Origin of the sequence: Flavobacterium sp. HJJ (assembly GCF_015351475.1) — a bacterium.
GTDB lineage: Bacteria > Bacteroidota > Bacteroidia > Flavobacteriales > Flavobacteriaceae > Flavobacterium > Flavobacterium marginilacus.
Map to the genome: position 1 here is coordinate 53,602 of NZ_JADKPR010000011.1, position 22,483 is coordinate 76,084.

Annotated in this window: 19 protein-coding genes; 9 read left to right on the forward strand and 10 right to left on the reverse strand. The window is 35.5% G+C overall.

The genetic code is table 11. The features are described from left to right. Positions 1–34: 34 nt before the first annotated feature. The 6 genes from modA to IRZ80_RS10435 form a co-directional block, all read right to left on the reverse strand. Entirely contained in the window at positions 35–802 is a 768-nt protein-coding gene (modA, locus tag IRZ80_RS10410) for a molybdate ABC transporter substrate-binding protein (RefSeq protein ID WP_194641502.1), read from the reverse strand. Between the two features lie 47 nt (positions 803–849). Further along, positions 850–1,365 (reverse strand): molybdopterin-dependent oxidoreductase, encoded by a 516-nt coding sequence (locus IRZ80_RS10415; RefSeq protein ID WP_194641503.1) that lies wholly within the window; start codon positions 1,363–1,365, stop codon positions 850–852. Between the two features lie 2 nt (positions 1,366–1,367). Further along, positions 1,368–2,471, reverse strand: a complete 1,104-nt coding sequence (locus IRZ80_RS10420; protein ID WP_194641504.1) for a cytochrome-c peroxidase — start codon at positions 2,469–2,471, stop codon at positions 1,368–1,370. A gap of 73 nt (positions 2,472–2,544) precedes the next feature. Next, positions 2,545–4,539, reverse strand: a complete 1,995-nt coding sequence (locus IRZ80_RS10425; RefSeq protein WP_194641505.1) for a TonB-dependent receptor plug domain-containing protein — start codon at positions 4,537–4,539, stop codon at positions 2,545–2,547. A gap of 291 nt (positions 4,540–4,830) precedes the next feature. Beyond that, entirely contained in the window at positions 4,831–7,392 is a 2,562-nt protein-coding gene (locus IRZ80_RS10430) for a TonB-dependent receptor (RefSeq protein ID WP_194641506.1), read from the reverse strand. Between the two features lie 115 nt (positions 7,393–7,507). After that, positions 7,508–7,855: a winged helix-turn-helix domain-containing protein gene (locus IRZ80_RS10435; RefSeq protein WP_194641507.1), complete on the reverse strand. Its 348-nt coding sequence runs from the start codon at positions 7,853–7,855 to the stop codon at positions 7,508–7,510. Positions 7,856–8,311: 456 nt separating this feature from the next. Here IRZ80_RS10435 and IRZ80_RS10440 point away from each other — a divergent pair, with 456 nt between their 5' ends. The 5 genes from IRZ80_RS10440 to IRZ80_RS10460 all read left to right on the forward strand — a co-directional run bounded on the left by IRZ80_RS10440 (position 8,312) and on the right by IRZ80_RS10460 (position 15,058). Continuing rightward, complete coding sequence (locus tag IRZ80_RS10440) at positions 8,312–11,920, forward strand: leucine--tRNA ligase (RefSeq protein ID WP_194641508.1); 3,609 nt, start codon at positions 8,312–8,314, stop codon at positions 11,918–11,920. Positions 11,921–12,141: 221 nt separating this feature from the next. Further along, entirely contained in the window at positions 12,142–12,990 is an 849-nt protein-coding gene (locus tag IRZ80_RS10445; RefSeq protein ID WP_194641509.1) for an alpha/beta fold hydrolase, read from the forward strand. A gap of 2 nt (positions 12,991–12,992) precedes the next feature. Beyond that, positions 12,993–13,463: an RNA polymerase sigma factor gene (locus IRZ80_RS10450; RefSeq protein WP_194641510.1), complete on the forward strand. Its 471-nt coding sequence runs from the start codon at positions 12,993–12,995 to the stop codon at positions 13,461–13,463. Continuing rightward, on the forward strand, positions 13,453–14,052 hold the full coding sequence (locus IRZ80_RS10455) for a hypothetical protein (protein WP_194641511.1): 600 nt from the start codon (positions 13,453–13,455) through the stop codon (positions 14,050–14,052). The genes IRZ80_RS10450 and IRZ80_RS10455 overlap by 11 nt, the downstream gene beginning before the upstream one ends. A gap of 325 nt (positions 14,053–14,377) precedes the next feature. Next, a complete protein-coding gene (locus IRZ80_RS10460; protein WP_194641512.1) occupies positions 14,378–15,058 on the forward strand; it encodes a zinc metallopeptidase in 681 nt (226 codons plus the stop codon). Positions 15,059–15,130: 72 nt separating this feature from the next. On the opposite strand, the gene IRZ80_RS10465 is transcribed toward IRZ80_RS10460, so the two are convergent. The 3 genes from IRZ80_RS10465 to IRZ80_RS10475 all read right to left on the reverse strand — a co-directional run bounded on the left by IRZ80_RS10465 (position 15,131) and on the right by IRZ80_RS10475 (position 17,164). Beyond that, a complete protein-coding gene (locus IRZ80_RS10465) occupies positions 15,131–15,487 on the reverse strand; it encodes a hypothetical protein (RefSeq protein ID WP_194641513.1) in 357 nt (118 codons plus the stop codon). Between the two features lie 242 nt (positions 15,488–15,729). After that, complete coding sequence (locus tag IRZ80_RS10470; protein WP_194641514.1) at positions 15,730–16,479, reverse strand: uroporphyrinogen-III synthase; 750 nt, start codon at positions 16,477–16,479, stop codon at positions 15,730–15,732. Positions 16,480–16,492: 13 nt separating this feature from the next. Beyond that, positions 16,493–17,164, reverse strand: coding sequence for a DUF4271 domain-containing protein (locus tag IRZ80_RS10475; RefSeq protein WP_194641515.1), 672 nt, complete (start codon positions 17,162–17,164; stop codon positions 16,493–16,495). Between the two features lie 101 nt (positions 17,165–17,265). On the opposite strand from IRZ80_RS10475, the gene IRZ80_RS10480 reads away from it, so the two are divergent. Genes IRZ80_RS10480 through IRZ80_RS10490 form a run of 3 tightly spaced genes read left to right on the forward strand, consistent with a single transcriptional unit; the run spans position 17,266 to position 19,923 of the window. Continuing rightward, positions 17,266–17,991, forward strand: a complete 726-nt coding sequence (locus tag IRZ80_RS10480) for a polyprenol monophosphomannose synthase (RefSeq protein ID WP_194641516.1) — start codon at positions 17,266–17,268, stop codon at positions 17,989–17,991. A gap of 11 nt (positions 17,992–18,002) precedes the next feature. Continuing rightward, positions 18,003–19,343 (forward strand): dihydroorotase, encoded by a 1,341-nt coding sequence (locus tag IRZ80_RS10485; protein ID WP_194641517.1) that lies wholly within the window; start codon positions 18,003–18,005, stop codon positions 19,341–19,343. Positions 19,344–19,353: 10 nt separating this feature from the next. Further along, positions 19,354–19,923, forward strand: coding sequence for a DUF4296 domain-containing protein (locus tag IRZ80_RS10490; protein WP_194641518.1), 570 nt, complete (start codon positions 19,354–19,356; stop codon positions 19,921–19,923). Here the strand turns inward: IRZ80_RS10490 and IRZ80_RS10495 are convergent. After that, complete coding sequence (locus tag IRZ80_RS10495) at positions 19,913–20,902, reverse strand: NAD-dependent epimerase/dehydratase family protein (protein ID WP_194641519.1); 990 nt, start codon at positions 20,900–20,902, stop codon at positions 19,913–19,915. The genes IRZ80_RS10490 and IRZ80_RS10495 overlap by 11 nt on opposite strands. 167 nt (positions 20,903–21,069) lie before the next feature. Here IRZ80_RS10495 and tyrS point away from each other — a divergent pair, with 167 nt between their 5' ends. Further along, complete coding sequence (tyrS, locus tag IRZ80_RS10500; RefSeq protein ID WP_194641520.1) at positions 21,070–22,368, forward strand: tyrosine--tRNA ligase; 1,299 nt, start codon at positions 21,070–21,072, stop codon at positions 22,366–22,368. Positions 22,369–22,483 lie beyond the last annotated feature (115 nt).

A 22,483-nucleotide genomic window follows, 5' to 3' on the forward strand; every position in this document is an offset into this window, starting at 1 on the left:
CAAATTTACACTAATGAATTCGTGTTCAAATTCATTATTTTTTGTTTTGTGAATAACCATAATAATTCAAAATCTGAATTGCTTTTTCAGACGAAATATAATCATAAAATTGTTTCGCAGCTGTGTTTCCTTTTCCGTGTTTCAAAATTACGCAGCCCTGCTCTAATGGCGAATGGCTTTTTTGAGGGATAACATAATATTTTCCGTTTTCTTTTTTCATTGCTGACGACATCGCATCTGATAAAGCGATTATTCCAATATCGGCTGCACCAAAAGCTGTAAATTGTGCTGCTTGAGCAATGTTTTCGCCAAATACCAAATTAGCTTTTACTTTATCATATAGCCTGTAATGTTTCAAACTTTCTATAGTTTTGGCACCATAAGGAGCTGTTTTTGGATTTCCTACAGCGATTTTTTTTACTTTAGGATTCAGCAGCGAATTCATTTTTTCTACATTCGGATCTAATTTTTTGCTCCAAATTGCCAATCGTCCTATCGCATATAATTTTATTGGAGAAACGGCAAACCCATTACTTTTTAATTGTTTTGGGAAATTCATATCGGCAGAAAAGAACAGATCAAAAGGTGCTCCATTCGAAATCTGTTCATAGAATTTTCCCGAAGCTCCATAAGTAACCTGAATTTCTTCGTTCGGGTTTTTCAGTTTATAGACTTTTAAAATAGAATCCATTGCAGTTTTTAGATTAGCAGCAATAACAACGGTTGCTTTTTGCTGTCCAAAAATGGCAGTGGAAATAAAAAAGACTAAAAACAGCTGTAATAAATTGAATTTGTTTTTCACTATATCGATTGTATTTTTTTATAATTCGTCGTAGAAAAAATTAAAATCTATTCCTTTGCGAATCTAACAATAAAATTAGTTACCTCAAACATGGAACGAGCCGGTTTATTCTCTTCGGGAACAATGATACGGAAAGGTCCTTTTCCTGCAGGCAAAGGTTTTCCATCTATTTGATCAGCCAGAATAATCACTCGATTGGTATATTCAGGATCTATTTCTGCTAATGAAAAAAGTACTTCATACCCATCTCCAGCTCTGGCAAGTAAATATTTACTTAAATTTTCGCCGTGAAGTTCTTTACCCAATGTTACGCCTGCCAATTTTAAAATTTCATAAACTGAAACACCCGAATAAGCAGCTGTTTTTCCGTCACGATCTTTTAAAACAGCATCAGTTCTTTTCATTTTTGCGAGATCAGAAGCATAAAGTGTCAAAGGCTTTGTTACTTCTCCTTCTATTTTTATAAAAGATTCTTTTACTTGAGTTTGTGCTGTGACATAATTCCCAGAACATCCGATTAAAATGTATAGTACTAAAGAAATAAATTGGTGTTTTGATTTCATAATTATTTGTTTTTAATGTTTTTAGGATCAGAAAAATCCCTATTAGTAATGAATGTGGAATCGGTCAGCATTTTTAAAAAATGAATAATGTTTTTTTTCTCTTCTGCTGTTAGCCCTAAATTTTTTCCATTTGGATTATTGGATCTATCTTGAAGAAAAGTACTCAAAGTTTTACTTGACTGAATGTGTTCGTTATAATGATCTAATACTTCCTCTAAAGTTTGGAATCTGCCATCGTGCATATAAGGAGCTGTGAGCGCGATGTTACGAAGTGTTACCACACGAAACCTGCCCTTGTCATTTGGCAGTCCGGTTTGCTTTTCCCGACCAATGTCTTTAGGTTCAATATCTAATCCATTGTTATGAAACAACTCTTTGTACATTTTGGGAGTTCCGTGACAATGAGCGCAATCCGCACCTCGAATGTTTTTTTCCGGATTTGGAGAAGTCATAAACAAGTCCATTCCGTTTTGCTCTTGTTCTGTAGGCAGATATGTTTCACTAAGATATTGATCGTAGCGGGAATTCGCAGAAATTAAAGTGCGTTCAAATTGTGCGATTGCTTTTTGAATCCGGTCGCTGGTAATTTCATTTGTCCCAAAAACCAGTTTAAACAAACGAGGATAATTTTTTGTTTTTTCAAGCTTTTTGACAGCTTCATTTACAGAATTGCCCATTTCGTGGGGATTAGTAAGTGGTCCGTTTGCTTGTTCTTCCAAATCTTTTGCCCGTCCGTCCCAGAAAAAATTATTCACCCAAAGCAAATTTGCCAAAGACATCGAATTACGATCAGTAGGTACATTGTCAACTCCAAGACTAAATTGTTTTCCATCTGTAAATGCTAGTTTTTGTTGATGACAAGTTGCACAGGAAACTTTGTTATTAGAAGAAAGCCGGGTTTCATAAAAAAGCATTCTGCCCAAATATACGCCCTCTTTGGTAGTAAGATTGTCAGCAGGAATTGTGATTTTATTTCCAAAATTAGTAGGATAAACAAATTCATATGGATCTGTTGGGATGGCTATATATTCAGATCCTTGGTTGCTGGCTGCGCCGAGGAGTATCGCAGTAAGTAATAATCCTAAAATTAGTATAGACTGTTTCATTTTAAAATTTAAAAAATTTCAAATCACCAAATAAATAAGGGAGCCTCCGAAAAGTACTCCCTTATTTATTTGATTATAAATTAAAAAATCTAAGTGTTACAAAGAAGTTTCTTCCCTCTTCAGGATAGCCTTCTACAAGACTGTAATTTTTGTCAAAAACATTATTAACACCCGCATCTACACTCAAATATTTTGAAAATTTGCTGGAAACAAAACCATTCAATAGCGTGTAATCAGGAACAGTTGTGCCGTAACTTGTACTGTATCGGGATGAATTAAATTCGGTATTGGCTATTAATTTTAATAATTTTAAAGGACTGTATTCAACAGTTCCAATGACTTTTGTATTAGGAACATTGGTAAAATGAATAGTAGAATCGGTTATGTTTTTTCTTTCTAGATACGTATAATTAGCACTAATATTTAAGGTTTGAATTGGCATATAAGATAGTTGTGCTTCAATTCCTTTGTATTCGGCTTCACCAAAATTTTGCATCTGAGATTTTCCAGGCTGTACATTACTCACACTCAAAATAGCATCTGTCAGAGAACTATAAAAAAGAGCCGTTTGAAAGTTTATTTTATCGAAAAATTGTACATTATAATTTAATTCATAGTTCAAAGCCGTTTCAGGTTTTAAATCTGGATTTGGAATTGCAGTTCCCATTCCATAAGAATAACGGTCTTTGATAGTTGCAAATCTCGTTTTTTGAGAAACCGTTGCGCCTAACTTTTGTGCTTCCGTCAATTGATAAAATAATCCAATTTGTGCATTAATTGCATCACTTTTTCCAGCATCTGAATAATCCGAAATAACTTTTGTAGTACTGTTGTAATCCTGAGCTTGTTTATTTTCTCTGGAATTGTAGCTAACTCCTGGAATCACAGTAAAGTTATCCGTTACTTTATAAATATCTTCTAATCCGATAGTTATGGTTTGATCCTCAAATCGACGGACAGGTTCTCCTACATTATGTTCGCGATGTACATCTTCTTTGAACTGAACAGCAAATTTTAAATCGTTTTTAGGGATAAAACGAGTTTCATATTCTACATTTCCTCCATAAGTGTAATCATCATAATAACTTTTGAAAGCATACGGTTTGGTTATTGCAGTATAAGTTGCATCATCATAACTGATTAATAAATTTTTGAATTTATCATAATACAATCTTGTCTTGAAACTGTTTTTATCATCCAAATGTGTGTTCGAAATAAAATAAACACTTTCTTTATCCCAAGTTGGCCATTGCCAGTAACGAGGTTTTGCTAATAAGGAGTTTTTAACGTCACTTCCCGCATATACTGGATTTCCTTTTTCTCCTTGCTGATTGATGTATCCCAAAGCATATTCACTGTTTTTTGATGGTGTCCAGCCAATTTTTACACTTGCTTTTTTGTCAGTTCGGTAGGAATTGTCTCTTGCTCCACCGTCTTCGTTTTTCATTGGAACAAAATGGTTGGACATTTGATAAGACTTTCTATCCAAATAAGAAAAACCACCTTGTACATAAAATTTGCCTAAGTTAGACCCAATATTAAGATTGCTTTTTTGACCATCAGTATCGATTAATCCCAAAGAACCGTCAAATTCAAACTTTTTTGAAGGTTTTCTAGAAACTAAATTAATCGCTCCACCTAATGAATTTGGACCGTAAATGATAGATGAAAATCCTTTTGAAACATCAATTTTGGCTAAATCAAAAGTGGTAAAACGAGCCAAATCCACATAACCATCATAAGGAACATAAACCGGAATTCCGTCCATATAAACCGGAACCTGTCTTAAATCAAAACCACGAACAGAAACCATTGATTCGTTTCTTGGTCCTGATGCTGTTAACGTAACACCTGGCAATAAATTCAAAGCTCTGGAAACATCCATTTTATTTTGGGATTCCATTGTTTTTCGGTCAATGCGATTGAGAGAATCTTTTTTTGTTTTTGTACTAATTAGGACTTCTCCCAGTTCAAAAACTCCTTTTTTTGAGATGGAGTCGCTGGTTTTTTCCTGTGCTTGTAAACTTAAAGCCAGTAATGCTAAAAATAAGGTAATTTTTGTTTTCATATTTTAAAGGTTAATTTTCAGTGTGTTTTTAAATGAATACTGATACTTAAAAGGTTTAATTTTGTAGGGTGATTTTTTAACCACTTAGAAGCATAGATTTTCTAATCTTTAAAGAGTTTGATAGACGTTTTACTTTTCTCATAGTCAGTTTATGTGAAAAATAACATTATTTCTATCTATTCTTTGACAATTCATTATTAATCTATGTGTCTATGTGGTTAATTTTTTATTTTATTCGAATTTCAACTAGCGAGGTTTATATATTTAATTGTTTTAAAGAAATGCCGGGAATTAAATTTTCCCGACACTCCATGTTAGTGAAACATAATAGAAGGCTCCAATTTGCGGTCCTCCCAATATCGAATAATACGGTTTGTTCAGAAGGTTTGTCGCTCCAAGTTTGGCTGTAATTCCCGGTTTTGCAAAAGTATAATTGGTTTGGGCATCCATACTCCAATAGGCAGGAACAGAACCGCTGACAAGGAACGAAACATAATCATATTTGTTCTGCTGATGATATCCAACACTTGCACCAAGATTTTTCCATAGATTTTCGGCAACGATGCTTCCATTCGACATTATCTGCGGGGTATTGAAACCGTCTTCCAATCCGTCTTTGTCGTCGGTTCTGTCCAATTTGGAATAGGTTATATTTCCTAAAGCCGAGAATATATGATTGAATCGGTATTTCAATCCCAAACTGCTTCCGTAATTATAGATTTTACTTTTAGAATTTGTCCACAAACGGTAACGGCTTTGGGTATTTTTAGAATAAAGTGCCGTAGGGATCTGAGCAGGATCGCTGGTGTTTGGAATACTGGCTTCCACCTGTGCAATGAAATTTTCGTAATTATTGTAATAAAAGTCGGCATCAACGAACAAGCTCTTTTTTAAGGCTACGCCTCTGAATCCAAATTCATAAGAACGTACAAATTCCGGTTCCAGATACGTATAAGGATTTTTTTGAATCAGTCCTTTGTTTTTGTCAATTGCCTGTGCCTGAGTTAAGCCTTGTGTGTTGATGTCACTGGTAACCTGCGCCTGAAATTTATCAATAGACACTTTGGTATAGGAATTTTCAAAAATTCCGTCAGACATAATGCGTAATCCGCCAACGCGTTTTACACCACCACTATTTACATTCGAAAAACCTTCAAAAATACTCGGGAATCTATACCCGCTTTGGTAGGAAGCGCGAAAGTTAATTTCCTCTTTTGGTGAATAAACAGCGGTAATTCTAGGAGTAAATTTTACGTCAAAATAATCGGCTTTATCGGCACGGATGGAGGCACTCAAACGTATTTTTTTGTCGAATAAGTCTTTACTTAACTGCGTAAATCCGCCTGTTTTGCCATATTTTAGGTTTTCTCCGGGATCTTCCGGATTGATAAAATAATTCCCGTCAGGAACGATGATGTAGGTTCTGTAATCAAAACCACTTAGGAGCTGTGCACCCATTTTTTTGAAAAAATCTTCAAAAGCCTTATCCCAGTTCAGCAAACCTTCTGCATGAATTAGATCCGATTTTACGCGAAGCGCCGCACCGATATCCCAGTTGTTGATGTTGACCAATTCTTCTTTCTTTTGCTCATAAGCATCAGTCCCAGGAATAAATCTGCCCTGATCCGAAGCAGTTTGAGCTATTTTATGGGCATCGGCAACTGCAGAACCGCCGGTTATAGCATTGTTGTAGGCTTTTGTATAGTCAATAAACCATTGATCATCTGATTTAAAAGCGCGGTCCATATTTTCTGCCAATGATCGCATGTTGTATGAGTTGCCGGTGTTTTCGTGGGTCAGATAAGCGCGCACCATAAAAATATCGGTATGATAATCCACTGCATATTGGCTCAATTTATAGTCGTCCAGCCTAAAACGGTTCGAACGCTGATAAACCGTGTTGATTAAAGCGCCTTTGTAAGTCACTGCTAATTCGTGCCCTTTTTTTGGGCGGAAATACAAACCAGCATCCCATTTGTAATTATCAATATTATAATCGGCAATATCGGTTTCTCGGTAACCTGTTCTGGAAACGACGTATTTTTTTCCATTCAGTGTAAGCGTTCTTCTGTTGGCTGATTCATTTCCATAACCATTTACTTCGTCATAAGCTGGATTGTCAGCTCCATATAAATTGGTTGAAGCATTGATGTTCGGAGCCAGATCGGTTCGGTTATCGGCAGCCCAATCTGTTCCCGAAGTGATGGAACCGTTTACTTTGAAAGCCAGTTTTGGACTGAAAGCTTTTGCATAACGCAGATTGGTTGTGCTAAAAAGCTGTGGAGAAAAGCGGTCTGAATTCCCGGTATGGTTGACGCCAGTTAACTGCTGAATGCTAATCCCTTGATACTGAAATGGATTTTTGGTCTGGATATTTGCGAGTCCGTTGCTGGCATTCATTCCGTATAAAGCGGAAGCAGCTCCGGGAATAACTTCGATTTTATCGATATCAAGATCATTTGCTCCCAATGCGTTCGCAATCGGTGCGCCCAAGTGTGGTGCCTGGTTGTCTACTCCGTCCACTAATTGGGCAAAACGGACGTTGGTAGTATTGGCAAATCCTCGGGTGTTTATGACTTTGAAACCTAAACTGGGTGTGATAACCTGTACGCTTTTTAAATTTTCTAAAGCATCAAAATTGGATGATGAACCGTAGTTTTTGGCATCGGCCGATTTTAATTGTTCGATGGTGATGGGGGAACGCAAAAAAGTTTCTTTGGTACGGGAAGCTGAGATTACAACTTCTTTGAGAATTTCTTTTTTGATAGTGTCTTGTTCTTTTTTTGAGTCTCCGGATTGAGCGAAACTTTTCAGACCAATGGCAAGTAAAATGAGGGGAAATTTTTTCTTCATGAAAATGGTTTTTCAGTATGTTTAAAAAAGAATACTGATGATTATGATTTAGTTAGCTGTTGTTTGTTTTAATAATTCAGTATGTTTAAAAAGGAATAGTGATTGATAAAAAATTTTAGAACTTCAGATTCTGGGTTTCTTTTTGAGCGAAATCCTTAATCCGTTTTTCGATTTCATGAAATGTCTGAATGGCTTTTTCACCAGCTTCGGTTAATTTGGTTCCGCCGCCGCCTTTGCCGCCCAATACTTTTTCGACTAGGGGACTTTCGGCACGCTGGTTCATTTCTTCTACTAACTGCCAAGCCTGACGGTATGCCATTTTCATTTCTTTGGCAGCATTAGTTATTGAACCTGTTTTTTGAATATTTTCTAATAACCAGACTTTACCAATACCCAAAAATGGACCTTCGGTTTCTTCAATCCAAAGGCGGACTTTTATGTCGTATTTTTTAGCTGTAGTCATTAGGTGTGTTAATTAAAACATACTGCAAACATACGTGTTTTTACTTATAAAAAGTGGAGTGTTTGTTTTTTATTACAAAAAGGATGCTTTTTTTATTTTGTGAGATGCGTGCTCAATGCTACTCTCGTAAAGATACGAAGGCGCAAAGCTTAAATCCGATTTCTTTGCTGCTTAGAGTCTTTACAAGAATTATATTTTAGAAAATTTCAAAAATGTAAAAATGCTGAATTTTAGCCCCGATTGAAACGAAAATCCTTTTGTAGAGACGGGTTTCAAACCCGTCTCTACAAAAGATTGCAGTGAAAAGCGGGATTGAACTTGTGAAAAATATAAAATGTTCTGCTCCAAAAAACAATTAAGCAAGCTTTGGTAACAAGCCACAATAAACGTAAATTTGCGCTTTTATAATTTAAAACTTAGAAACTTAGTTACTCAGTAACTTAGCAACTTATAAAGATGAAATACAATCCGAACGAAATAGAAGCCAAATGGCAAAAATACTGGGCTGATAACAAAACTTTTGCGGCCAAAAATGATTCTGAAAAGCCGAAACATTATGTTTTGGACATGTTTCCGTACCCATCGGGAGCGGGATTGCACGTTGGGCATCCGCTGGGATACATCGCTTCGGATGTGTATTCGAGATACAAAAGACACCAAGGTTTTAACGTGCTGCACCCAATGGGATATGACAGTTTTGGATTGCCTGCGGAGCAATATGCAATTCAGACCGGGCAACGTCCTGAGGACACAACCCGCGTAAACATTGACGGTGGTGTGGACAAGGAAGGGAAAGTGATTGCCGGCTACAGAAAGCAGTTGGATAAAATAGGGTTTTCATTTGATTGGGATCGTGAAGTTCGTACTTCGAATCCTGATTATTACAAGCATACGCAGTGGATTTTTATCCAATTGTTCAATTCTTGGTACAATAAAGATACCGACAAAGCCGAAGATATCGATACTTTGGTTGCTGTTTTTGAAAAAGAAGGAAATGCAAACGTAAACGCGGTTTGCGACGATAATATTGAAATTTTTTCTGCCAATGAATGGAACGCTTTCGCGAAAGAGGAGCAAGAGCGTATTTTGTTGCAGTATCGATTGACGTATTTGGCAGAAACAGAAGTGAACTGGTGTCCGGGATTAGGAACTGTTTTGGCAAATGACGAAATTGTAAACGGTGTTTCGGAACGTGGCGGTTTTCCGGTTGTACGCAAAAAAATGACGCAATGGAGTATGCGAATTTCGGCTTATGCTGAGCGTTTGTTGCAAGGTTTGGATACGATTGACTGGAGCGAATCGATTAAAGAATCGCAACGAAATTGGATTGGAAAATCGGTTGGAGCGATGGTTTCCTTTGCGGTAAAACCTCACCCCCAACCCCTCTCCAGTGGAGAGGGGAGCCAAGCTGTTGAGAAGGGATATATGACAGCTAATGCTTCTATTGCTTCGCAACTGGTTGGTAATGCAAGGGAAAATCGTAAGAATCCAACTGAGGCAGAAGATGTGCTTTGGCAGGAAGTTAGGAATTCGAACTTAGGGTATAAAATAAGAAGACAGCATTACATCGGTAATTTTATTGTCGATTTTGTTTCCCTTGAAAAAAAGCTGATTATCGAAGTTGACGGAGGTTATCACGGTGAAAAAGAGCAAATAGAATTAGATGAATTGCGAACTTTAGAATTAGAGCAAAAACATCTTTATAAAGTAATTCGTTTTACGAATGAAGAAGTTTTAAATGATATTCAATCAGTTTTATCGAAGATAAAAGAAGAATTAAGTCTACGAAATTCTTATAAAGATAAAGAGGGTCAAGCCCCCCTCTCCTCAGGAGAGGGGCTGGGGGTGAGGTTTATAGAAGTTTTCACCACTCGTCCTGACACAATCTTCGGAGTAACATTCATGACTTTGGCACCGGAACACGAATTGGTTGCGCAAATTACAACTCCAGAGCAAAAAGCGGAAGTTGAAGCCTATATCGAAAAAACGGCAAAACGTTCCGAAAGAGAGCGTATGGCTGATGTAAAAACCATTTCGGGAGTTTTTACTGGAGCTTTTGCGGAACATCCGTTTACGAAAGAGCCAATTCCGGTTTGGATTGGCGATTATGTTTTGGCGGGTTATGGGACAGGAGCTGTAATGGCGGTTCCTTGCGGCGATGAAAGGGATTATGCGTTTGCAAATTTCTTCAAAGGACAAAACGGAATGCCTGAAATCAAAAACATTTTTGCAAATGTTGATATTTCGGAATCGGCTTATGGTTCAAAAGATAATGTAGAAATTGCCAATTCAGATTTTCTGAACGGTTTGAATTATAAAGAAGCGACCAAGAAAGTTATCGCTGAACTGGAAAAAATAGGTCAAGGAAAAGGAAAAACAAATTACCGTTTGCGTGATGCTGTTTTCTCCCGTCAAAGATATTGGGGAGAGCCGTTTCCGGTTTATTATGTGAACGGTTTGCCTCAAATGATCGATAATAAACATTTGCCGATTATTTTGCCTGAAGTAGAGAAATATTTACCAACCGAAGACGGATTGCCACCATTAGGAAACGCTTCTGTTTGGGCTTGGGATACTATTCAGAATGCAGTGGTCAGTACGCAGTTGGCAGATAATGTGACTGTTTTTCCTCTAGAATTGAACACCATGCCGGGTTGGGCGGGAAGTTCGTGGTATTGGATGCGTTATATGGATGCGCAAAATGAGGGAGAGTTTGCAAGTCAAGACGCATTGAAATATTGGGAAAGCGTGGATTTATACATTGGAGGAAGCGAACATGCAACAGGGCACTTATTGTATTCCCGTTTTTGGAACAAATTCCTAAAAGACAAAGGTTTTGCACCAACCGAAGAGCCATTCAAAAAATTGATTAATCAGGGAATGATTTTGGGGATGAGTGCGTTTGTTTATAGATTGGCAATTCATTTTAATATTAATTTTACTATAACTGAGGAATCTAAGGCAATAGCATATAATAATAACTTAACTGCATATTTTGATCCTTCATATGAAGCTAATCTTGGGACTAAATTTTTCTTTTCAAAAAAGATTATTGATGGATTTGAAAAAAATCTAAATAAATTTTTCAGTGAAAAAAAATATTTAGATTTTGATTTACTTCCTGAAAATGTAAAAACAGATGTTTTAGATTCTATCGATGAAATAGCTATCAAAAGGCCAAAAGATATGCCAGAACTTTTAAAATATGATAGAGATATACAAATTTTAGGTATTTCATTTAATCAAATTCACTCAGATGTATCAATGGTGAATTCTTCTGATGAATTGGATGTTGAAAAATTCAAAGCTTGGAGAGAAGATTACGCTGATGCCGAATTCATTTGTGAAGAAAATGGAAAATACATCGTTGGTCGCGAAGTTGAAAAAATGTCAAAATCAAAATACAATGTTGTAACTCCGGATGATATTTGCGCTGAATACGGAGCCGATACTTTGCGTTTATATGAAATGTTCTTGGGGCCTTTAGAGCAAGCGAAACCTTGGAATACGGCTGGTATTTCGGGAGTTTTCGGTTTCCTTAAAAAATTATGGAGATTGTATTTTGATGAAAGTGGTTTAATTGTAAATAATGATGAACCAACCAAAGACAACCTAAAATCGTTGCACAAAACCATCAAGAAAGTAGCTGACGATATTGAGAATTTCTCTTTCAATACTTCGGTTTCGCAGTTTATGATTTGTGTGAATGAATTGTCAACTCAAAATTGTCATTCTCGAGCTATTTTAGAGCCATTGGCGATTGTGATTTCGCCTTATGCGCCTCACATTGCCGAGGAATTATGGTCGTTATTAGGAAATGAAGGTTCGATTGCAACGGTTCCATTCCCTGTTTTTGAAGAAAAGCATTTGGTGGAAAGCGAAAAAGAATATCCGGTTTCTTTCAACGGAAAAATGCGTTTCACCATCAAATTGCCTTTGGATTTAACCAAAGAACAAATTGAGGAAATCGTTATGAAAGACGAAAGAACCCAAAAACAATTGGATGGAAAAACACCAAACAAGGTGATTATCGTTCCGGGGAAAATTATCAATTTGGTAGGATAATATTAATTGTAAATGGTTAGTTGTTAATTGTTAATGCAACCCATCTGTTGAATATTTTAAGAATCCAAATTCCAATGTATGTTGGGATTTGGATTTTTTTTATCCCTATTTTACCGGGATTTAGAGAGAATATTTATTTTTTTGAAATTTTTTGTAACATTTTAATAGTTCTCGTATCCAAACGCAGGATCCGATTAATTAACAATTTAAAACTATTAAAAATGAAAAAAAATATATTCTTAGTTATCGCTTTATTGTTTTCGGTATTATGTGTAAATGTGTTTGCACAAACAAAAAACTATCCTTTTGAGGTTGTAAAATCAGGAAAAGGAAAACAATCTATTATTTTCCTGCCGGGATTTGCTAGTTCTGGAGATGTCTGGAATGAAACAAAAGCCAATTTTGAAAAAGATTTTACGTGTTATACTTTTACAATGGCTGGTTTTGCAGGAGTCAAATCACAGCCAAATGTTTCGTTCAAAAATTGGGAAACCGAAATTGTGAACTATATTAGAGTTAATAAAATCGAAAAACCAATAATAGTAGGACACAGTATGGGCGGAGGACTTGCCTTGGCCATCGCTTCCGATTATCCCGATTTAATGTCTAAAATTGTTGTCGTTGATGCGCTTCCTTGTTTAACAGCTTTGAGAGATCCGTCTTTTAAATCGAAAGAAAACAACGACTGTTCATCAATAGTGAATCCAATAAACGCAATGTCTGAGGATGAATTTCTTCAGATGCAGAAAAGGAATATCGCTATGCTTTTGGCGGACGCCTCAAAACAGGAAGAAGCAATCAGCTGGAGCATGAAATCCGACAGAAAAACGTTTGGCGAAATGTACTGCGATTTTTCCAACACTGATTTGAGAGATAAAATCGCATCAATAAGATGTCCTTCATTAATATTATTAGAATTTGGCTTTTCGAATTATAAAGAGCCTATCGAAACGCAGTATAAAAATTTAAAAACGGCTAGTTTTCAGTATTCAACCAAGGGATTGCACTTTATTATGTATGATGATAAAGAATGGTATATGGCACAGCTGAAAAACTTTATAAAATTGTAAGAATGGAATTCGAAAATATCTATAAAACATATTGGGACAGAATATTCAGGCTCTGCATGGGATTTGTAAATGATTATGATACTGCAACCGATTTAACTCAGGAAACCTTCATTATTGTCTGGCAAAAGCTGGATACTTTTAGAAACGAATCGGGCATTGGAACCTGGATTTTCAGGATTGCTTCCAATAATTGTCTGAGGCAGATTGAAAAGGAAAAACGCTTTCCAAAATCAGAACTTCCCATTTATCTAAGTGAAGAAAAACAGCATTCATTGGAACCGCAGATTCAGTTTTTGTACAAATGCATAGCCGAATTGCCCGAAACCGAACGTATCATCATCTCACTGGAACTGGAAGAAGTAAAACAGGCAGAAATTGCCAAAATTCTAGGGCTTTCGGAAGCAAATGTCAGAGTGAAAATCCACAGAATAAAAGAAAAACTGACTCAAAAATTTAAAGAAAATGGAAAATAATATAGATTTCAAAAACTTATGGAAACAGCAGGCGGTAACTCCGCCCGATATTCAGGATCTGTTTACTAAACTCAAACATTTCAAGGGAGTAAGCATGCGAAAATTAATTATAACAAATGTGCTTCTTATCGCAACAAGTGTATTTATTCTTTTCATCTGGTATCGATTTCAGCCTGAGTTTATTTCGACTAAAATCGGAATTGTTTTAGTCATTTTGGCGATGGTAATTTATTTATTTGTGTACAATAAACTTGCTGTCTTTTTCAAAACAATCGATGATACTCAGAGTAATAGTGAATACCTGCAGAAATTAATTTCAATTAAAACAAAACAACATTTTCTGCAGTCTACGATGATGAGTCTTTATTTTATACTGCTTGGGTTAGGATTGAGTTTATATATGTATGAATACGCATCGAGAATGACAATCCTTTGGGCAGTTGTTACCTATGCAGTAACGCTGGGATGGATAGGTTTTACCTGGTTTTATCTGCGACCAAAGGAAATCAAAAAAGAACAGACAAGAGTTAATAATCTAATTGCAAAATTTGAAGCTGTAAATAACCAGCTGAATGCTGATGAGGAGTAATAAAATTTAGGAGCAGAAAGATTAGGCATTTTCAGGATAGATTGTTCCCGCTTTCCGCTGCAATCTTGTGGGCTGAACCCCAGCCCACAAGGATTTCCTCTGCAATCGGGGCTAAAGAGAGAGATTTTGCTTTTTAGCAGTTATTTTAAAAAGAAAATACAAATCCCAAATTCCAATTTCACGATTGGAATTTGGGATTTTTTATTGTCAATGAAATTGAAATTACCATTTTTAAAGATTTTTTAACGGATGTCAAATTGGCATTTTCTAAGTTTGGTTCAGAATTTGATGTTTATTCAGAAACTAAAACATAAAAAACAAAAATATGGGAATGAGTTATTTGATACTTGCGGGCGGTATTATGCTGGCAAGCTGGCTAGTGAGTTCTACACTAAAGAATAAGTTTGAATTTTATTCAAAACTGCATTTACAAAACGGAATGTCAGGCGCCGAAATAGCCGAAAAAATGCTCGCCGATCATGGTATAAGTGACGTTCGCGTAATTTCAACACCGGGTCAATTAACAGACCATTACAATCCGGCAGATAAAACAGTCAATCTGAGTGAAGCGGTTTATAACCAAAGAAATGCGGCAGCGGCTGCAGTTGCGGCACACGAATGCGGTCACGCGGTACAGCATGCTGTGGGTTATCAGTGGCTGACAATGCGTTCGCAATTGGTGCCAATTGTTAATGTTGCTTCTTCTTTTATGCAGTGGATTTTATTGGCAGGAATCCTGATGATTAGAACATTTCCGTCGCTTTTATTGATAGGAATTGTGATTTTTGCTGCGACAACTTTGTTTTCTATCGTGACCCTGCCGGTAGAATATGATGCAAGTAACAGAGCTTTGGCTTGGTTAGAAAATAAAAGAATGTTAACACAGCAGGAACATGCAGGGGCTAAGGATTCTCTGAAATGGGCAGCCAGAACTTATGTGGTTGCCGCATTGGGTTCTATTGCTACTTTATTGTATTATGTTTCTATTTATATGAATAGAAGGTAGTTAAAAAGAAAATTCTAAATAAAAAAACCAAATTTCAATACAATTGGAATTTGGTTTTTTATTGGGATAAATTTATTCCTGCATGCCTTGTTGCTGCCATTTTAGTAAGACAGAAAGCTGGTCAGCAGTCAAAGCAGGTTTTTTATTTACCGGAGGCATAAATTTACGGTTGTCCTGTGGCAGCTGAACGCGTTCCAGTATAGCACCAATATTTGCTTTTACGTGTTCATAGTTTTCCAGCGGTTCTTTTCTTCCTTGAGGCGGTATGTGGCAAGGAGAGCAGCTGTTTGCGATTATAGGCTCGACATCAGTTTTGTAGCTGATTTTTTTAACTTCAACATAATCTGATTTTCCTTTTTTTGCAGAGTTGCAATTGACAATTAACAGCGATAAAGGAAGTAAGAGAGTAATTAATCGGGCTTTTTTCATAAAGTTTTGTGGTTAGTTTTATAAGTTGGATTTATCTGTTTATTGGTCTAAAAGGTTTCGAATGTTTTTTGTTTTAAAACTTTATAGCAACACTCTTCATGAGTATATTTGAATTGAAAAAACGGTTTTGGTTTAATCTGTAATCAAAAATAATCGAAAAGTTCTTAAAAAATATAAATCCAGATTCCAATTTATGTAAAATTGGAATCTGGATTTATAAAATCAGCAGTTTTAGTATAGAGCTATTTAGCTTTATTAACTTCTGCTATGTATTTTTCCAAAGCCATTGTCATTGATGGTGTCCCTGGTGTCGGCGCCATTATATCCACACGTAATCCGTGGTCAAGAGCTTCTTTTTGAGTAGTACTGCCAAAAACGGCTATTCGAGTATTGTTTTGTTCAAAATCTGGAAAATTTTTGTATAAAGATTTGATTCCGGTTGGGCTGAAGAAAGCTAAAACATCATAATAAACATCTGCCAAATCAGATAAGTCACTCATGACGGTCTTGTAAAAAATAGCTGGTGTCCAGTCTACTTTCAAAGCGTTTAATGTAACTGGAATGTCTGCGTTTAATTGATCCGAAGCAGGAAGCAGGAATTTCTCGTCTTTGTATTTTTTTATCAAAGGTGATAAATCAGCAAAATCTTTTGGTCCAACGTAGATTTTACGTTTTCTGTACACTACATATTTCTGCAGGTAAAATGCAATCGCTTCAGATTGACAAAAGTATTTTAGTCCTTCAGGGATTTTATAACGCATTTCTTCTGCCACTCTGAAAAAATGATCGACAGCATTTTTACTTGTCAATATAATAGCAGAATAATTGTTTAGATCAATTTTTTGAAGTCTAATTTCTTTTGCGCTTACTCCTTCTACGTGGATAAAAGGTCTGAAATCAATTTTTACTTTATGCTTTTGCTGCAGCTCAAAGTATGGAGAATTTTCCACTTTAGGTTCTGGTTGTGATACCAAAATTGTTTTCACTTTCATATTTAAATAATTTCTAAACGCTATCTTTTGTAAACCAATAATACATAAAATAATAGGGTGCTATTTCGAGAGTGCAAAGATATAAAATAAAATAAAAGAACTTACTGAAAATTTCTTTTCTGTAATTTTTTATTGAGAACAGATAAAGAAAAACATTCAAAACGATTATGCCATATAGAATGAGCAGGGGTAAGTCCTTTAAAGCTGCGTTATAATAGTATAAAACAATGTCAATTGGGAGTAATAATAAACCGGCATATGTTCTGTAGCTAATCTTTTGTAAATTAAATTGTTCTGCAATTTCTTCTATCTTAAAAGCAGTTGCGATAATTTTTTCGATTAAAAATTTAGCCAAAATAAAATAAAGCACAAAAGTGAAAATCTGAATAAATAGTACCCAGTCAGTTTTTGTTCCGTAGCCAAATTGGCTGAGCAAAATTTGGATGAAAAATGAAAAAGATATCACCTGAACAAAAAACAGGGTAATGGAGAACATATCTATAAGGTGGCTGCTGTCTCTGTATATTCTGTTATATTTATCGGAGAAAATTAATTTAGAAAAATCTTCAAAACGGTTTTCATAAATAGATTTTGTCAGCGCAATAATCCCAAAAGCCATAATGAAAATTATAGTTACCCAATCGCTGGTATCAGTTATTCTCGGATGAAGTAGGTGTTCAGTCATAATTAGAGCAAAATTAGTGATTTTTATAACATTATTTATTATAATTTTATAATAATCAAATGGCATAAAAAGGTTACTTTTGCATCGAAATTACGCGAAATATGAACAGCTGCCTTGTTATAATTCCTACCTATAACGAAATTGAAAACATCGAAAGCATTATCAGAGCTGTGCTCTCTCAACGCAAATCTTTCCATGTCTTGGTTATTGATGACAACTCTCCGGACCATACTGCAGATAAAGTAGCCACGCTTCAGGATGAGTATGGAGGCAGATTATTTTTAGAAGAAAGAACCAAAAAATCAGGCTTAGGAACAGCTTATGTTCACGGTTTTAAATGGGCACTAAAAAATAATTATGATTTTATTTTTGAAATGGATGCTGATTTTTCTCACAACCCTAATGATTTAGAGAAATTATACGATGCCTGCCATTTTGGAGATGCTGATCTGGCGATAGGTTCACGATATGTAACAGGAGTTAATGTCGTCAACTGGCCTTTAAGCCGTGTTTTGATGTCTTATTTTGCCTCAGTATATGTACGTATAATTACCGGAATGAAAATACATGATGCAACCGCTGGTTTTGTATGTTATAAAAGGATAGTGCTCGAATCAATTAATCTGGATAAAATCAGATTTGTTGGTTATGCTTTTCAGATTGAAATGAAATACCGTACTTATTGTAAAAAATTATCCATTGCCGAAGTGCCGATTATTTTTACCGATAGGACTAAGGGTCAATCTAAGATGAGTAATTCGATAATAATTGAAGCTGTATTTGGTGTTATTTTGCTGCGTTTAAAAAAAATATTTAACAGTTTGTAAAAGAATATGCTATGAATAGATATTTAATTAAAAATGCTAAAATAGTAAATGAAGGAGTTATTTTTGAAGGAGATGTTCTTATAGACAATGATCTTATAGTTGAGATTTCGGATAATATCAGCCTGAAATCATCTGACTGTATGATTATTGATGCCGAAGGAAATTATCTTATCCCTGGAGTTATAGATGATCAGGTGCATTTTAGAGAACCTGGACTTACTCATAAAGGAGATATAGAATCCGAGTCCAGAGCTGCAGTTGCAGGAGGAATTACCTCTTTTATAGAACAGCCTAACACTGTTCCTAATGCTGTTACCCAGCAAATTTTAGAAGAAAAATATCAAATCGCTTCTGAGAAGTCTTTTGCCAATTATTCTTTTATGATGGGTGCTACCAATGATAATCTGGAAGAAGTATTGAAAACCAATCCTAAAAATGTTGCTGGGATCAAAATATTCCTCGGCTCTTCTACTGGAAATATGCTGGTAGATAATGAAGCAGTACTGGAGAAGATATTTTCATGTACTTCGATGCTCATTGCGGTTCATTGTGAAGATGAACAGACTATCAAAGATAATTTAGAAAAATATAAAGAAGAATATGGCGAAGACGTTCCTGTAACGGCTCATCATCTTATCCGCAGTGAAGAGGCTTGTTATCTGTCTTCATCAAAAGCGATTGCTCTGGCTAAAAAAACAGGAGCAAGACTGCATGTTTTTCATCTTTCTACAGCAAAGGAAATGGAACTGTTTACCAATAAAATTCCATTGGAAGAAAAAAAGATTACTGCCGAAGTCTGCGTGCATCATTTATGGTTTACCAATGATGATTATGAAACTAAAGGCAATTTTATAAAATGGAATCCAGCTGTAAAAACTGCTAATGACCGAAAAGTGCTATGGGAAGCGCTGAATGACGGCCGTATTGATGTAATTGCTACCGATCACGCACCTCACACACTGGAAGAAAAACAGCAGAAATATCTGCAGGCTCCTTCGGGAGGTCCGCTGGTGCAGCACGCTCTTGTGGCAATGTTTGAAGCATATCATCAAGGAAAGATAAGTATTGAGAAAATCGTCGAGAAGATGTGTCATAATCCTGCTAAAATTTTTAAAATTGAAAAAAGAGGGTTTATTAAGGAGGGGTATTATGCCGACTTGGTAATTATCAATTCAGGTCTGCCTTGGAGTGTGAAAAAAGAAAATATACTTTCAAAATGCGGCTGGTCTCCTTTTGAAAAGTTTACTTTTAAATCTAGAGTTACGCATACTTTTGTTAATGGTAAGCTGGTGTATTCCGGGTTTAAAGTAAAAGATATCCGTGCTGGACAAAGAATCTTATTTGACCGATAATAAATAGAATATGAGAAAGATACTGTCTCTTTTTGTACTGGCTGTTTCATTTTTTAGCTGCAATAAGGATTTGGTTGAAAGGCCGGATAATCTTATTGATAAAAAGACGATGTCCGCTATTTTTTATGATATTTCGCTTTTGGATGCTATGAGATATCAGGATCCTAATACGCTATATAAAAACGGAATCAATCCAAAGACGTATATTTTTACTAAATATAAAGTAGACAGCATTCAGTTTGCAAAAAGTAATGCTTATTACGCTTCTGATTATAGAGAATATAAAAAGATGTTTGATGAGATAAACGGCCGATTAAAGAAAGAGAAAGATGCAGTGGATCTGATTAATAAAAAAGCTGAAAAAAAGGAAGCAGCACTTAAAAAAGCAAAAGCAAAAAAAATACAGGATTCTATAAATAAAGTCAAAAAAGACAAAGAGTTAAAAATTAAAAAAGAAAAAGATTCTATTGAAAAGGCTAAAAAAGAGAAGGGATTAAAAACTAAAAAGAAAGATTCTCTAAATAAAACAAAAAAAGAAAAGAGTCTAAAGCATAAGAAAGCTGATAAAACTACAAAATAACAATTTCCTTTATATAATCATAAACGTCTGTGAATGTAAAATTCAAGGCGTTTTTTGTTTTTTCATTAGAATATAAATCAGTTGAATAAGAAGATCTTGCAGTGGCTTTGCTAAGCTGTCTTCTTTTTCCAAAAAGGTTTGAAGCTATCCATTCCAAATTCGATAAACTGTTTATGATAAAAGGGGTGGCATGATATTTTGGTCTTCTTACTTTTAAAGCATCAGCAATAGCGAATAAAAAGTCCTGAAACAAAATGTTTTGGCTAATGAGTGTGTAGCGTTCACCATGAATATTGCTTTCCATTAGTTCATACAATATATTTACAACATCAGTAACTGCTACAAAACCAGTAGATCCTTTAGTGTAGAAAGGCAGTTTATTTTTTACTTTCTTGAAAATTTCTCCGCTTCCCTGATCCCAAAAGCCGGGGCCGATAATTACGCCTGGGTTTACTATTACTACTTTCAGTCCTTCCTGCTGACCGCGCCAGATTTCCATTTCCGAACCGTATTTTGAAATCGCATAATCGCTGTGCAGTTTTTCGGGATTCCATTCGGTTTCTTCTGTAATGATAGATTCATGCGCTGCTAAATCACCAAGTGCGGCTATAGAACTGACATGGCAGAGTTTTTGGATGTTATAATTCAGGCAAAAATTAACAATGTTTGCCGTGCCTTCAATGTTTGTTTTTCGGACAAGGTTTTCATCTTTTGGATCAAATGAAATTATAGCTGCGCAGTGATACACTTTGTCAATTCCCTGAAAAGCATTTTCTAAAGACGGAATGTCTAGAATATCAGCTTGAATCCATTCGATTAACTCGAAAAATGAGTTTTTTTTGTACAATGAAAACAGTGATTTTGTCTTTTGGATGTTATCCAAATTTCTATAAATAGCACGAACTTGCTCACCTTTTTTTGTTAAGTGAATTAAGAGATGCGCGCCCACTAAACCTGTTCCCCCTGTAACTAATATCATATTGACAAATGTAATAAGTTTAAAGTTTCTAAGTTTCTAAGTTTCTAAGTTTTTTGTTGAAAGTTTTAGAACCCTTAAAATTGAGGAGTATGGTTTTGTTGACTCAATTCATAATTCATAATTTATAATTGAATCACTATCTTTGCTCAAAATTGATTTTTATAGAAATGAAAAATATTATTTCCGAATTACAATGGCGCGGATTGGTTCACGATATCATGCCTGGAACCGAAGAACAGCTTTTAAAAGAAATGACAACGACTTATATTGGATTTGACCCTACGTCAGATTCACTGCATATTGGGAGTCTGGTGCCGATTATTTTATTGGTTCACCTTAAAAATTTCGGACACAAACCAATAGCTTTGGTGGGTGGAGCTACAGGAATGATTGGAGATCCTTCGGGAAAATCGGACGAGAGAAATTTATTGGATGAGGTTACTTTAAATAAAAATGTTGAAGGAATAAAAGGCGTTTTGTCTCGATTTTTGGACTTTAACGATACGGCAGCAAATGCGCCGGTTTTGGTAAATAACTACGATTGGATGAAAGGTTTGTCATTCATTAATTTTGCGCGTGACGTTGGTAAACGTATTACGGTAAATTATATGATGGCCAAGGATTCTGTAAAGAAACGTTTGTCTGGTGAAGGCGAGGGAATGTCGTTTACGGAGTTTACCTACCAATTGATTCAAGGGTACGATTTCTATCATCTGCATAAAGAATACAATTGCTTACTGCAAATGGGAGGTTCAGATCAATGGGGAAATATCACTACTGGAACCGAATTGGTGCGCCGTATGAATGTAGGTGAAGAAGCCAAAGCTTTTGCAATGACCTGCCCGCTGATTACCAAAGCCGATGGTTCTAAATTCGGAAAGTCTGAAGGCGGAAACGTATGGCTGACTGCAGATAAAACTTCGGTTTATAAATTTTACCAGTTTTGGCTGAATACTACTGATGTTGATGCTGAAAAATATATAAAAATCTTTACTTTTTTAGGAAAAGAAGAAATAGAAGCTTTAATCGAAGAACATAAAACAGCTCCGCATTTACGAGTTTTACAAAGAAAGTTAGCTGAAGAAATTACAGTTTTTGTTCATTCGCAAGAAGAATTGGACAAGGCGATCAAAGCTTCGAATATTCTTTTCGGAAATGCGACAGCAGATGATTTGAAAGCTTTGGATGGAAAAACTTTTTTAGAAGTTTTTGACGGAGTTCCTCAAGCCGAAATTTCAAGAGTTGATATTGAGGCCGGAATCGAGATTATTTCCGTTCTGAACGAAAAAACAGGATTCTTCAAGTCAAACGGTGAAGCAAGAAGAGCTTTAACGGCGAATTCAATTTCTGTTAATAAAGAGAAAGTAAACGAAACGTTTGTGTTTTCGTCAAAAGATTTAATCAATAATCAGTTTGTATTGTTGCAAAGCGGTAAGAAGAATTATTTTGTATTGAGAATTGTTTAGTTGTTTAAGGGTTTAAAATGGTTTAAAAGTTTGAAATTGGCTTTACGACTTAGGTTTAACAACTTTAGACAATAATTAAACCTTTAAACAAAATATTAAACTTTTTTAGACCACC

Coding starts and splice junctions, on each gene's coding strand:
- IRZ80_RS10415 (WP_194641503.1), bottom strand. CDS start 1,365: ATGAAATCAAAACACCAATTTATTTCTTTAGTACTATACATTTTAATC.
- IRZ80_RS10420 (WP_194641504.1), bottom strand. CDS start 2,471: ATGAAACAGTCTATACTAATTTTAGGATTATTACTTACTGCGATACTC.
- IRZ80_RS10425 (WP_194641505.1), bottom strand. CDS start 4,539: ATGAAAACAAAAATTACCTTATTTTTAGCATTACTGGCTTTAAGTTTA.
- IRZ80_RS10430 (WP_194641506.1), bottom strand. CDS start 7,392: ATGAAGAAAAAATTTCCCCTCATTTTACTTGCCATTGGTCTGAAAAGT.
- IRZ80_RS10435 (WP_194641507.1), bottom strand. CDS start 7,855: ATGACTACAGCTAAAAAATACGACATAAAAGTCCGCCTTTGGATTGAA.
- IRZ80_RS10440 (WP_194641508.1), top strand. CDS start 8,312: ATGAAATACAATCCGAACGAAATAGAAGCCAAATGGCAAAAATACTGG.
- IRZ80_RS10445 (WP_194641509.1), top strand. CDS start 12,142: ATGAAAAAAAATATATTCTTAGTTATCGCTTTATTGTTTTCGGTATTA.
- IRZ80_RS10450 (WP_194641510.1), top strand. CDS start 12,993: ATGGAATTCGAAAATATCTATAAAACATATTGGGACAGAATATTCAGG.
- IRZ80_RS10455 (WP_194641511.1), top strand. CDS start 13,453: ATGGAAAATAATATAGATTTCAAAAACTTATGGAAACAGCAGGCGGTA.
- IRZ80_RS10460 (WP_194641512.1), top strand. CDS start 14,378: ATGGGAATGAGTTATTTGATACTTGCGGGCGGTATTATGCTGGCAAGC.
- IRZ80_RS10465 (WP_194641513.1), bottom strand. CDS start 15,487: ATGAAAAAAGCCCGATTAATTACTCTCTTACTTCCTTTATCGCTGTTA.
- IRZ80_RS10470 (WP_194641514.1), bottom strand. CDS start 16,479: ATGAAAGTGAAAACAATTTTGGTATCACAACCAGAACCTAAAGTGGAA.
- IRZ80_RS10475 (WP_194641515.1), bottom strand. CDS start 17,164: ATGACTGAACACCTACTTCATCCGAGAATAACTGATACCAGCGATTGG.
- IRZ80_RS10480 (WP_194641516.1), top strand. CDS start 17,266: ATGAACAGCTGCCTTGTTATAATTCCTACCTATAACGAAATTGAAAAC.
- IRZ80_RS10485 (WP_194641517.1), top strand. CDS start 18,003: ATGAATAGATATTTAATTAAAAATGCTAAAATAGTAAATGAAGGAGTT.
- IRZ80_RS10490 (WP_194641518.1), top strand. CDS start 19,354: ATGAGAAAGATACTGTCTCTTTTTGTACTGGCTGTTTCATTTTTTAGC.
- IRZ80_RS10495 (WP_194641519.1), bottom strand. CDS start 20,902: ATGATATTAGTTACAGGGGGAACAGGTTTAGTGGGCGCGCATCTCTTA.
- tyrS (WP_194641520.1), top strand. CDS start 21,070: ATGAAAAATATTATTTCCGAATTACAATGGCGCGGATTGGTTCACGAT.